Origin of the sequence: Lonepinella sp. MS14434 (assembly GCF_042468235.1) — a bacterium.
Taxonomy (GTDB): Bacteria; Pseudomonadota; Gammaproteobacteria; order Enterobacterales; family Pasteurellaceae; genus Lonepinella.
Genome location: NZ_CP170386.1, coordinates 1,042,070 through 1,054,164, shown reverse-complemented (window position 1 = coordinate 1,054,164; position 12,095 = coordinate 1,042,070). Strand labels below are relative to the sequence as shown.

The 12,095-nt window shown below is 40.1% G+C and carries 11 protein-coding genes; 6 read left to right on the top strand and 5 right to left on the bottom strand.

Annotated elements, in window-relative coordinates:
- The first annotated feature begins 22 nt into the window (after window positions 1-22).
- The 5 genes from sucA (at window position 23) to O1Q79_RS05075 (ending at window position 6,879) form a co-directional block, all read left to right on the top strand.
- Window positions 23-2,833 carry a 2-oxoglutarate dehydrogenase E1 component gene (gene sucA, locus O1Q79_RS05095; RefSeq protein WP_386693295.1) on the top strand — a complete coding sequence of 937 codons (2,811 nt, stop codon included), beginning with the start codon at window positions 23-25 and terminating at the stop codon, window positions 2,831-2,833.
- 34 nt (window positions 2,834-2,867) lie between these two features.
- Window positions 2,868-4,088 carry a 2-oxoglutarate dehydrogenase complex dihydrolipoyllysine-residue succinyltransferase gene (gene odhB / locus O1Q79_RS05090; RefSeq protein WP_386693294.1) on the top strand — a complete coding sequence of 407 codons (1,221 nt, stop codon included), beginning with the start codon at window positions 2,868-2,870 and terminating at the stop codon, window positions 4,086-4,088.
- 62 nt (window positions 4,089-4,150) lie between these two features.
- Window positions 4,151-5,311, top strand: coding sequence for an ADP-forming succinate--CoA ligase subunit beta (gene sucC / locus O1Q79_RS05085; protein WP_386693293.1), 1,161 nt, complete (start codon window positions 4,151-4,153; stop codon window positions 5,309-5,311).
- Between the two features lie 9 nt (window positions 5,312-5,320).
- On the top strand, window positions 5,321-6,190 hold the full coding sequence (sucD, locus tag O1Q79_RS05080; protein WP_386693292.1) for a succinate--CoA ligase subunit alpha: 870 nt from the start codon (window positions 5,321-5,323) through the stop codon (window positions 6,188-6,190).
- 128 nt (window positions 6,191-6,318) lie between these two features.
- Window positions 6,319-6,879 carry a DUF5358 domain-containing protein gene (locus tag O1Q79_RS05075; RefSeq protein WP_386693291.1) on the top strand — a complete coding sequence of 187 codons (561 nt, stop codon included), beginning with the start codon at window positions 6,319-6,321 and terminating at the stop codon, window positions 6,877-6,879.
- Between the two features lie 46 nt (window positions 6,880-6,925).
- Here the strand turns inward: O1Q79_RS05075 and O1Q79_RS05070 are convergent, their stop codons facing one another.
- The 5 genes from O1Q79_RS05070 to O1Q79_RS05050 form a co-directional block, all read right to left on the bottom strand.
- Window positions 6,926-7,588, bottom strand: coding sequence for an NAD(P)H-dependent oxidoreductase (locus O1Q79_RS05070; protein WP_386693290.1), 663 nt, complete (start codon window positions 7,586-7,588; stop codon window positions 6,926-6,928).
- Between the two features lie 142 nt (window positions 7,589-7,730).
- Entirely contained in the window at window positions 7,731-8,312 is a 582-nt protein-coding gene (gene dolP, locus O1Q79_RS05065; RefSeq protein WP_386693288.1) for a division/outer membrane stress-associated lipid-binding lipoprotein, read from the bottom strand.
- 51 nt (window positions 8,313-8,363) lie between these two features.
- Window positions 8,364-8,951 carry an SIS domain-containing protein gene (locus O1Q79_RS05060; RefSeq protein WP_386693287.1) on the bottom strand — a complete coding sequence of 196 codons (588 nt, stop codon included), beginning with the start codon at window positions 8,949-8,951 and terminating at the stop codon, window positions 8,364-8,366.
- 13 nt (window positions 8,952-8,964) lie between these two features.
- Window positions 8,965-9,339 (bottom strand): YraN family protein, encoded by a 375-nt coding sequence (locus O1Q79_RS05055; RefSeq protein WP_386693286.1) that lies wholly within the window; start codon window positions 9,337-9,339, stop codon window positions 8,965-8,967.
- The gene (locus O1Q79_RS05050) at window positions 9,339-11,090 is read right to left on the bottom strand and encodes a penicillin-binding protein activator (protein ID WP_386693285.1); all 1,752 of its coding nucleotides are present in this window, start codon (window positions 11,088-11,090) and stop codon (window positions 9,339-9,341) included. Before O1Q79_RS05050 ends, O1Q79_RS05055 begins: the two co-directional genes overlap by 1 nt.
- Before the next feature lie 74 nt (window positions 11,091-11,164).
- Between O1Q79_RS05050 and rsmI the strand changes: the two genes are divergently transcribed.
- Window positions 11,165-12,016, top strand: coding sequence for a 16S rRNA (cytidine(1402)-2'-O)-methyltransferase (gene rsmI, locus O1Q79_RS05045; RefSeq protein ID WP_386693284.1), 852 nt, complete (start codon window positions 11,165-11,167; stop codon window positions 12,014-12,016).
- The last annotated feature ends 79 nt before the right edge of the window (window positions 12,017-12,095 follow it).

Genomic DNA, 12,095 nt, shown 5'->3' with positions numbered 1-12,095 from the left:
ATTTAATATAGGTAGGAACACGATGCAGAATAATTCATTTCAACGGTGGCTAGAGCAAAGTGCGTTATCTGGTGGCAGTCAGTCGTATATTGAAGATCTTTATGAGAGCTATCTTGAAGATCCTAATTCAATAGAAGTGAGCTGGCGAGAAGTTTTTGATTCTTTGGCAAAAAATACCGCAGTTTCGCAACCGCCGGAACAAGCCCATTCTCCCATTCGTAATTATTTTCGCCGTTTGGCGCTTGAAAAGTCACCTAAGGGTGTTACCGTCATTGATCCTAAAGTGGGAGAACGTTTAGCAAATGTGTTGAGATGGCTCAATGCATATCGGTATCGTGGGCATTTACTGGCTGACGTTGACCCGATTAATTTACGTGAAAAACCCGAAGTTCCAACCTTAGATTACCGTTTCTATAACCTTACCGATGCTGATCTTGATGAAGTTTTTGATTTAAGTGGCCATGTTTTCCATAAAGAAAAAATTAGTTTGAGAGAACTTGGTGCCACGTTGAAGAAAACGTATTGTGGTAAAATCGGCTTGGAATTTATGCACGTTAATGATTTGGAAGCGCGTACTTGGTTACAAAAAAATATAGAAAACTGGGTAAATGCATCGCACTTTAGTCAAGCTGAACAAGAAAAATTGCTAGCAGAACTGACCGCAGCAGAGGGCTTAGAGCGTTATATTGGGGCGAAATTCCCCGGAGCAAAACGCTTTTCGTTAGAAGGGAGTGATGCTTTTGTGCCGTTAATTAAAGAGATTATTCGCCATAGTGCAAAACAAGGCACGGAAGAAGTGGTATTTGGCATGGCACACCGTGGTCGTTTAAATATGCTGGTCAATGTATTAGGTAAAAAACCGGCGGAATTATTTGATGAATTTGCCGGTAAGCATCATGGTAACGGTACCGGTGATGTGAAATATCATCAAGGGTTTTCTTCTGATTTTATGACCGATGACGGTCGTGTACATTTAGTGTTAGCGTTTAACCCGTCACATTTAGAAATTGTCAGTCCTGTGGTGACAGGTTCGGTGCGAGCCAGACAAAAACGCCTCGGGGATGATGATCATAGAAAAGTATTAGCCGTAACGGTGCATGGTGATAGTGCGTTGGCCGGTCAAGGCGTGGTACAAGAAACCTTAAATATGTCTGATGCACGTGGTTATACCGTGGGTGGTACCATTCGCATTGTGATCAATAACCGGATTGGTTTTACCACATCTTTCCCAAAAGATACTCGCTCTACGGTTTATTGTACGGATATTGCCAAAATGATCGAAGCACCGATTATTCATGTTAATGGTGATGATCCAGAAGCGGTAGCGTATGCCGCGCGTATGGCAGTGGAATTTCGTACCAAATTTAAACGTGATGTTTTCATTGATTTGGTCTCTTATCGTCGTCATGGTCATAATGAAGCCGATGAACCATCCGCCACCCAACCGATGATGTATAAAAAAATCAAAGCTCATCCAACTCCACGCCAAGTGTATGCCGATAGATTAATTAATGCTGGTATTATCAATAATGAAAAAGCCACCAGTTTCATTAATAACTACCGTGATGCGTTAGATCGTGGTGATTGTGTGGTGTCTGAATGGCGTGAAATAAATTATGACAAAGTGGATTGGTTGCAATTCTTAAATCCGGAATGGCATTCAGCTTACCAAAGCCGTTTTGACGTACAACGTTTTAAAGCATTAGCTAATAGTGTTTCACAATATCCTGAAACCCACCCGATTCATTCTCGGGTTGAGAAAATTTATGCTGATCGTGCGTTAATGGCAAAAGGGGAAAAATTACTCGACTGGGGCATGGGCGAAACCATGGCGTATGCGACGTTGCTGGATGACGGCTATCATATCCGTTTATCTGGTGAGGACTGCGGACGGGGTACGTTCTTCCATCGCCATGCCGTGTTACACTGTATTAATGACGGAACCGGCTATGTGCCATTATGTCATCTACATGATAAACAAGGTCATTTTGAAGTTTGGGATTCGGTACTTTCCGAAGAAGCGGTACTTGCCTTTGAATATGGCTATGCCACCACGACACCTAAAACGCTAACCATTTGGGAAGCTCAATTCGGTGATTTTGCCAATGGGGCTCAGGTGGTGATCGACCAGTTTATCAGTTCCGGTGAACAAAAATGGGGCAGAATGTGCGGTTTGGTGTTGTTACTGCCACATGGTTATGAAGGACAAGGGCCAGAACATTCATCGGCTCGTTTGGAACGCTATTTGCAACTTTGTGCACAACACAATATGCAAGTCTGTATTCCATCTACACCAGCACAGATTTACCATTTATTACGTCGTCAAATGTTGCGTTCTGTTCGCCGTCCGTTAGTAGTGATCTCTCCAAAATCTTTATTACGTCATCCATTAGCGGTTTCTGCCTTGGAAGAATTAACCGATGGCACATTCCAAAATGTGATTGGTGAAATCGATGAGTTGGATCCAATACAAGTAAAACGTGTCGTATTCTGTTCGGGTAAAGTCTATTATGATTTATTAGAACGTCGCCGTCAAAACAAGCAAACAGATGTCGCTATCATTCGAATTGAACAACTTTACCCTTACCCAGAAGATGAAGTACGGTCAATTTTGGCAGAATATTCACACGTGAAAGACTATGTATGGTGTCAAGAAGAACCATTAAACCAAGGGGCTTGGTATTGTTCTCGACATAATTTTATCCAAAGCATTCCTGAGGATGCCAGTTTACGTTATGTAGGTCGCCCAGCATCTGCTTCTCCAGCCGCTGGATATATGGCATTACATAATGAACAACAACAGAATTTAGTAACTGATGCTTTAACTTTATAAGCTAATTTTTATGCACAATTAAAAAGGAAATATTATGAGTGATTTAGACATTCTTACCCCAGTATTACCGGAAAGTGTTGCCGATGCAACGGTGGTTAAATGGCATAAAGCAGTGGGCGAAGCCGTGAGCCGTGATGAAATCTTAGTCGAAATTGAAACCGATAAAGTGGTGCTGGAAGTGCCAGCCAGTGCAGACGGTGTGATTGCAAGCATTATCGAAAACGAAGGGGCAACGGTAGTCAGTAATCAAGTATTGGGTAAATTGAATACCGAAGTGGATGGTGCACGTACCCAAAATCCAGCAGCAAGTACGGTGGAAGCTACCCCAGCAGATCGCCACAGCGCTAATTTAAACCCGGAGCCAACCGCACAGGATCATCAAGAAGATTTAAGTCCAGCGATTCGTCGTTTAATTGCGGAACACGATTTAGATCCAAAAGCGATCCAAGGGTCTGGCGTGGGTGGTCGTATTACGCGTGAAGATGTGGAACGTGCTTTAGCGAATAAACCACAAACTGCGGGGCAAACTAGCCAAGATTTCTCACAAGCCAATTTACGCAGTGAGAAACGTGTGCCGATGACCAGATTACGTAAACGTGTGGCGGAACGCTTACTTGAAGTGAAAAACACCACAGCGATGCTAACCACTTTCAATGAAGTGGATATGCAACCGATTATGCAATTACGTAAAAGCTATGGCGAAAAATTTGAAAAACGCCACGGCGTACGTTTAGGCTTTATGTCATTCTATGTGAAAGCGGTGGTAGAAGCGTTAAAACGTTATCCTGAAATTAATGCGTCTATTGATGGTGATGATATTGTTTATCACAACTATTTTGATATTAGTATTGCGGTATCCACACCACGTGGATTGGTGACACCTGTGTTACGTGATTGCGATCAAATGAGCATGGCGGAAATTGAGAAAGCGATTAAATCTTTAGCGGAAAAAGGACAAAATGGCAAACTGACCGTGGAAGAATTAACCGGTGGAAATTTCACTATTACTAACGGTGGTGTGTTTGGTTCGTTAATGTCAACCCCGATTATTAACCCACCACAAAGTGCGATTTTAGGTATGCACGCTATTAAAGATCGCCCGATTGCGGTGAATGGGCAGGTAGTGATTCGTCCAATGATGTATTTAGCCCTTTCCTACGATCACCGTTTAATTGACGGTCGTGAGAGTGTCGGTGCATTAGTGACGATTAAAGAATTGCTCGAAGATCCAACCAGATTATTATTGGATATTTAATTTTTCGATTATTTTCGTGGGGTGGCAACACCCCTATCATCAGGTAATAAAAAGGACAGTCCATGAATTTACATGAATATCAATCCAAACAAATTTTTGCACAATATGGTTTGCCAGTGAGTGAAGGTTATGCTTGTCAAAGTGCACAACAAGCGGTTGAAGCCACGGAAAAACTCGGTGGCACCGCATGGGTGGCAAAATGTCAAGTTCACGCCGGTGGACGCGGTAAAGCAGGTGGCGTAAAAGTGGTAAAATCTACGGATGAAGTGCGGTCATTTTTTGATAAGTTTTTAGGACAACGTTTAGTCACTTTCCAAACCGATAGTCGCGGTCAACCGATTAATACCATTTATATGGAGGCCTGTGCCGATGTGAAAAAAGAACTTTATTTGGGGGCCGTGATTGATCGTAGTTCACAACGTATTGTGTTTATGGCATCTACCGAAGGGGGGATGAACATTGAAGAAGTGGCGGAAAAAACACCGCACTTATTGCATAAAGTTGCTATTGATACCTTAATTGGGGCGCAGCCTTATCAAGGGCGTGAACTGGCGTTTAAATTAGGCTTAATCGGTAAACAAGTCACCCAATTTGCACATTTATTTACCCAGCTGAGCAAGCTTTTTATTGAAAAAGATTTAAGTCTTTTAGAAATCAATCCGTTAGTAATTTTACAAAATGATGATTTACATTGTTTAGATGCCAAAATAGTGGTGGATGATAATGCGTTATACCGTCAACCAGAGTTAAAGGCGATGCAAGATCCAAGCCAAGAAGACGGACGTGAGGCGGAAGCCGAAGCCTTAAGTTTAAACTATGTGGCATTAGAGGGTAATATTGGCTGTATGGTGAACGGTGCTGGGCTTGCCATGGGAACCATGGATATTATTAAATTGCATGGTGGACAACCAGCCAACTTCCTTGATGTTGGCGGCGGTGCAACTAAAGAGCGTGTCGCTGGGGCGTTTAAAATTATTCTTTCCGATCCCAATGTAAAAGCTATTTTGGTCAATATTTTTGGAGGCATTGTACGCTGTGATTTAATTGCTGAAGGGATCATTGCTGCCGTGAATGAAATCGGTGTCAATGTGCCAGTAGTGGTGCGACTTGAGGGCAATAACGCTGAATTAGGCCGTGATATTTTAGCCAAAAGTGGCGTGAATATTCTGGCAGCGAAAAGTTTAACAGATGCCGCTGAACAAGTGGTCAATGCAGCGAAATAAGGAGCGGTTATGTCAATTTTAATTAATAAAGATACCAAAGTCATTTGCCAAGGTTTCACCGGTGGTCAAGGCACATTTCATAGCGAACAAGCCTTAGCTTACGGCACCCAATTAGTCGGTGGTGTGTCGCCTAATAAAGGGGGGACCACTCATTTAGGTTTACCTGTGTTTAATACAGTTCGTGAAGCCGTTGAACAAACAGGGGCAACCGCAAGCGTAATTTATATTCCTGCCCCGTTTTGTAAGGATGCTATTTTAGAAGCCATTGATGCAGGGATTAAATTAATTGTTTGTATTACCGAAGGCATTCCAACCGTAGATATGTTAGCTGTCAAACAAAAACTGGCTCAAACCGATGTGGTGATGATTGGTCCGAATTGCCCGGGAATTATTACCCCAGATGAATGTAAAATCGGTATTATGCCAGGCTATATTCATAAAAAAGGCCGAGTGGGGATTGTTTCTCGTTCTGGCACGTTAACCTATGAGGCAGTGAAACAAACCACAGATAATGGTTTCGGTCAATCTACTTGTGTCGGGATCGGCGGTGATCCGATTCCGGGTTCCAACTTTATTGATATTCTCAAGCGTTTCCAACAAGATCCAGAAACTGAAGCCATTGTTATGATCGGTGAAATCGGTGGTTCTGCAGAAGAAGAGGCAGCTGCCTTTATTAAAGCGAATGTGACTAAACCAGTGGTATCTTATATTGCTGGGATGACCGCACCAAAAGGCAAACGCATGGGGCATGCTGGGGCGATTATCAGTGGCGGAAAAGGAACGGCAGCAGAGAAAATTCAAGCCTTACAAGATGCTGGTGTAACCACAGTAAAAAGTTTAGCAGAAATTGGTGATGCCTTGAAAAATTTGTTGGGCTAGTCGCCTTTAATTGAGCGTTTAAGTGCGGTGTAAAAATTTTGTTTTTTGCCCCGCACTTTTTTGTGATGCCATTGACGAAATAGATTTTAGCTTTAAAATAGGCTTAATATTTTTATTTCAAGGATTTTATGGTGTTAAAAAAATTCTCTCTTTCAATGATCTTGCTTTCATTAACGGCTTGCAGTTTTGGTGATAAACAATCTGCGATTCCAGCAGAATATGCTGGTGCAGCCTATGAATTATCGGATAGCAATGCACAAAAATGGGCGTTTGTCGCCAAACAAACGGAGCAATGTATTTACCCAAATTTAACTCGAATTCAATATGAGCATTTTCAAAAAGAAGATAGCTATATTCATTCTCAATATGTCTTTTTCTATCCTTTAGAGGACATTATCGGCGAAGATAACGTCAAAATCATTCAAGGCGATCAAAAAGCTATGGATTATGCGACCTATCAATTTAAAAAATACAAATCCAAAAACGATGTAGAAAATCTGGATAGTAAACAATGTGTTATATTACGCACTAAAGCTAGAGATGATTTAGCCGTGGTAAAAGGGGAACGCAAGTCTGCTATGGTAGAAGTGGAAACTAAAGAGGATGGTACCACTAGCACTAAGGCTGCTACCGATGATAATAAATTCTTCTTTGATATTATTAAATGGGGATCGGCGTTATTGTTGTAGCATGTTAGTAGTAAAAGTGCGGTAAAAATTACCGCACATTTTGTTTTTATTCAACCCACTCAATCACCTGCTCCACAGGTTTGCGGTGTTTTTTCTTAATTTCTTTATTACGATAACCAAAAGTCACCATACAAGAGACACCATATTCGTTAGCATCAAATACGCCTTCTTCGGCTAAAATACGATTCACTTCATCATAGTTAAAACCTTCAATTGGGCAACTATCAATACCGATTAATGCTGCACCCGTCATCATATTACCTAAAGCGATGTAGGTTTGTTTGCTACACCAGTCGAATAGGGTGCGTTCGCTGTCAAGAATTTTAATATCATCTTGTTGGAAAGATTTATAACGAGCAATGGTTGCATTCATTTGTTCAGGCGTTAAACCACGTTGCACCAAAGCATTGTGTAAGAATTCGCTATCATAGCGAGCATTCTTTTTGGCTAAGATAATCACTAAATGGCTAGCTTCTTGAATGGGGTGTTTAATTCCCCATGTCACAGGATGAATTTTTTCACGCAATGCGGCATTTTGTAATACAATAAATTTCCACGGTTCTGAACCTACTGAACTTGGTGAAAGACGAGCAAGTTCAAGAATATAATCCATATCTTGCTGTGGAATTTTTTTGTTTGGATCGTAATTGCGGCAAGCAGAACGAAAATGGAATGCATCTAAAACCTGTTGTTTATTAATCTCAGTCATGATTTATCCTATTTGGTAAAATATCAATAAAATACACCGCACTTTATCAATATGCGGCTAAATAGTATTAGCGTACTCAGCGTTGTGTCGATTGAGATGACAGGATATCATTATTTAAGTAACCTTGTACGCCAGTTCAGGGTTAATTTAAATATTTAAATACCTTAATAACTTTTTCAACCCCAGATACTTTGCGAGCCACTTCTGCGGCAGCAATACCTTGCTCTTGTGTTACATTACCGAGTAAGAAGACTTCTTTGTTCTCGGTGATGACTTTAATATCGGTGGTTTTAACCGCAGAGTTTAGCAACATATCGGATTTAATTTTAGTAGTAATCCAGCTATCTTGGCTTTTTTGGCTAAAGGAAATCGGTGAACCAACACGCATTTCGTTATATACATCACCGATGTTTTCAACTCCTTTTGCTAAACTGGTGGCGACTTCTTTTAAGCTTTCATCAGGCACTTGACCAAGTAATAATACACGGCTGCTATAGGAAACGACAACCACACGACCTTCCGCTTTAATTTGTTCATCCTTGGTAACGGCATCATAAACTTTGAGCTCTAAGGTTTCATCATCCACTTGTGAACCTACTGTACGTGGATCAGTACCTACTTTGGTTGCAACGGCGGCCCCACCTAAACCTAATGCCACACAACCTTGTAAAATAAAGGTGGCTGTTAATAGCATGGCGAGATTTTTTAATGTATTGATTTTCATTTGATTTACTCCTTACATAATCTTTATATGTTTGTTGTTCTTCCGAGGGTATCAACTACTTTGTGTAAATAGTGTGTGATCAATAAGTTCACAAAGTGCATTAATCAAAAATAAATGGCTTTCTAAAATACGACTTTCTCGATGGCTTGGTACAGCAATTTCAAGATCGTTTTCGCTAAGTAAACCACGTAAATGGTCGCTGTTATTACCCGTTAACGCAATGACTGAAATTTCTTTACTAAATGCTTGATGAACCACATTTAAAATAGGTTCTTCATTACCAAAGGGAGAAAGTACCAATAAAATATCCCCTTGTTGTGCCACTGCACTAAATTGCCGCTGTAATAACGTTTCTGTTGGGTTATCAAAAATAATAGCAGAACCCATGGCTCCGTCAAGGCTTAATAATACGGTGGGAAAACTTGGGCGTGGTAACTCGTAACGGTTAATTAAGTTTGCCACTAAAAATTGAGCATTCGCATAGGAACGTCCTAAACCACAGACAATAATTTTATTACCACGTAATAGACAATTGACTACGTTTTGCGTGGCGACACTGAGATTATCTGCTAAGGATTTAGACGCTGCAATTTGAATTTGAATATTTTCTGCAAAGAGATCGTTAATTTTATTTAGCATATTGGTAGTTGTGTTAATCCAGAAAGTTAGGAATCCATTCAATATCTTTTGGGCTTTGACCGAAAGCGACTAAATCAAAACGACAATCCGCATCTTCTAGGCTTTGCCCTTGTTGCATTAGCCATAAATTTGCTGCATTTTGCCATTTTTGTTGTTTATGCCAATCCACACTTTCTACGGCTGAACCAAAAAGATCGTTTTTACGCTGGCGGACTTCTACAAATACCAGCGTTTCACCATCTAACATAATCAAATCTAATTCACCACACTTAAAGTTTTGATTCGCGGCGACAAAGTGCAAACCTTGGCTTTCTAAAAAGAGACGAGCATATTGTTCAAATCTCGCCCCTTGTTGTTTAGTAGAAAAAGGTTTTTTTCGTGAAAACATTAATTTTTAATATTATGAATTTCACCGTCTTGATATTGGAACCATGTCATATCACGGTCAATATTACAGTTCGGACCAGCACTTAATTTACCAGTCAAACCACTAATGGAATAACCCGGCACTTGACGTAATTCATTAAATTGATTAATTAATAACCACGCGTCCGATCCCATAGCATATAAACGCATCAACGAATAATCACCGTTGGTTTTGGCTTCGATTTGTTTATATTGAGAAGAATCGGTTTCTTTAAAGAATGGAATATCACTAAACTGTAATCCATTCATTTGTAAACGATATTCAGGTGTGTTGTTAGATGAGTTACTGCGTGAACTTGCATATAATTTTAAGTTCGGATTGACATTATCAATCACTGACTTAATTTCACCTAGTTGTTCACTTAATGCCACAATATACATGGCTTCAGCTTGTTTGCTTACCCCTTCTTCTAAGGCTAAAGCAATATCTTGCGCTTGGTTATAGAATCGAATATTGGCATCTGTACCAGAAAGCTGTTGCCAGCGTACGGTAAACGCACTGGCTGTACGTTGCCCTAAATCAGATTGAGGTACCATGACTAAAGGTGATTTAATACCATCATTCCAGAGTTTATCCGCCGCAGATTCTGCTTCATCTTCAGGCGCTAAGCCATAATAGCAAAGCTGATTTACCGCTCGTGCATTTGATGTCGAATTTAACGCTAACACATTCAATCCTTGGATATTCGCTGGATTACTGAGTACAGCATCAACGTTGTTTTTTAATAAAGGACCCACAATGGCTTTCGCACCGGATTCTTTCGCCTGTTGAATAGCGGTTGGTACATCTGTTGTCATGGTGTCAATCACATCCACTTGAATATTATTAGTAGTATCTGTTGCAGTTGAACCGGTTCTTGCATTATCAAAACCTAATTTTACGGTGTCTCCGAGTAATTGAGCATCACCACTTAATGGTAATAATAACGCGACTTTATTTATCTGTGTTTGTTGGAAGTTGGATAAACTTTTTAATTCTGTTGGGAACAGATAAGATGCACTATGGGTTGGATAGGCAGCTTTCCAATTTTGTAACGCTTGGCTTAATTGTGCTGGTTGATTAAGATTATCATTGTAGGCTTGTGCTAAGGCTAACCAACCACCGAAAGCAATGTCTCCATCAGCCGAGGTATTACTAATGGTACCTTTATTGGTTTTGCGTAATAACGCCCAAGTGCGGTCAATATTTTCCTGTTTTCGTTGTACATCAGTGATGAAACTGTCAATTTTAATACGGGCTTTTACCGCATCAATAAATTGATTTTGGTTTTCCGCAATACGCGCGGAAACTTCATAATATCGTGCACTTTGTGATGGGCTTAATTGAGCTAAATTAATTAATTTTAATTGACTTTCCGCTTGACTATTATTTTGTTTTACGGCTGAAATATGTGCATCAATTAAAGATTTATCTAATAATTGTTGTGGGGTTAATTCTTTTAAATTTAATTCGGCTAATAAGGCCTCTGCTTGTGCGACTTTATTTTCAGTGACTAATACACGAGCAGCCAACAATTTATAGGTTTGTTGATCTTCTAGTTCTGTTGTCTGCATCATTTTATTCATATAGAATTCAGAACTAGCATTAGCATCACTTTTTAAGGTTTGATCAAAATTGCTACCGAATAAATTTGTACAACCGGCTAGTAGCACAGGAAATAAAAGTGGCATTAAACGTTTTTTAAATTTTGTACCTTGTAATAGAATAGACATAATTACTCCGTTATAAGAAAGATGGGTAGATCTTACTTCGCCCATCAACTAAAAGCAATAAAAGAAGAGATAAAATGATAAATTCAGGGACTTTATATATTGTCGCCACGCCAATTGGCAATTTACAAGACATTACTCAGCGTGCGTTAGCGATTTTTTCTCAAGTGGATTTAATTGCCGCTGAAGACACGCGCCATAGTGGTTTGTTGTTAAGTCATTATGGTATTAAAAAGCCGTTTTTTGCCTTGCACGATCATAATGAACAGCAGAAAGCAGACGTGTTAGTGGAAAAATTGCAACAAGGTAGCAATATTGCTTTGATCTCTGATGCTGGCACGCCGTTAATTAGTGATCCCGGATTTCATTTGGTGAGAAAATGTCGTCAAGCAGACATCAAAGTCGTGCCTTTGCCCGGCGCTTGTGCGGCGATTACGGCACTTTGTGCATCAGGTATTGCATCCGATCGTTTTTGTTTTGAAGGCTTTTTACCGGCTAAAAGCAAAGCTCGTCGCGACAAATTGGAAAACTTGAGGGAAGAAGACCGTACGTTGATTTTTTATGAAAGTACACACCGCATTTTAGATACCCTTGCAGATATTGAAATGCTGATGGGCGCAGAACGTTATGTGGTTTTAGCCCGAGAAATTACCAAAACCTGGGAAAACATTTGCGGTGATCAAGTAGGACATTTATTAAAATGGTTAACACAAGATAATAATCGAACCAAAGGCGAAATGGTATTAATTATTGAAGGGAAACCCAAATTAGAAACCGAACAATGGGATCCTAAAGCCATTAAGGCCTTGCAGTTAATTAGCCAAGAATTACCATTGAAGAAGGCTGCCAGCATTGTGGCAACACTTTATGATTATAAGAAAAATGCGTTGTATCAATATGGATTAGCCCATTTATCTGAAAAATTTTGAGAGCTAGATCAAACTTTTGAAAATCAATGCTTTATTTATGGGGTATAATAGGGCTTGTGGACGTTTCATTTTTCCCAGC

Excerpts from the sequence above, each read along its gene's own strand:
- sucA (WP_386693295.1), top strand. The coding sequence starts at position 23 with ATGCAGAATAATTCATTTCAACGGTGGCTAGAGCAAAGTGCGTTATCT.
- odhB (WP_386693294.1), top strand. The coding sequence starts at position 2,868 with ATGAGTGATTTAGACATTCTTACCCCAGTATTACCGGAAAGTGTTGCC.
- sucC (WP_386693293.1), top strand. The coding sequence starts at position 4,151 with ATGAATTTACATGAATATCAATCCAAACAAATTTTTGCACAATATGGT.
- sucD (WP_386693292.1), top strand. The coding sequence starts at position 5,321 with ATGTCAATTTTAATTAATAAAGATACCAAAGTCATTTGCCAAGGTTTC.
- O1Q79_RS05075 (WP_386693291.1), top strand. The coding sequence starts at position 6,319 with ATGGTGTTAAAAAAATTCTCTCTTTCAATGATCTTGCTTTCATTAACG.
- O1Q79_RS05070 (WP_386693290.1), bottom strand. The coding sequence starts at position 7,588 with ATGACTGAGATTAATAAACAACAGGTTTTAGATGCATTCCATTTTCGT.
- dolP (WP_386693288.1), bottom strand. The coding sequence starts at position 8,312 with ATGAAAATCAATACATTAAAAAATCTCGCCATGCTATTAACAGCCACC.
- O1Q79_RS05060 (WP_386693287.1), bottom strand. The coding sequence starts at position 8,951 with ATGCTAAATAAAATTAACGATCTCTTTGCAGAAAATATTCAAATTCAA.
- O1Q79_RS05055 (WP_386693286.1), bottom strand. The coding sequence starts at position 9,339 with ATGTTTTCACGAAAAAAACCTTTTTCTACTAAACAACAAGGGGCGAGA.
- O1Q79_RS05050 (WP_386693285.1), bottom strand. The coding sequence starts at position 11,090 with ATGTCTATTCTATTACAAGGTACAAAATTTAAAAAACGTTTAATGCCA.
- rsmI (WP_386693284.1), top strand. The coding sequence starts at position 11,165 with ATGATAAATTCAGGGACTTTATATATTGTCGCCACGCCAATTGGCAAT.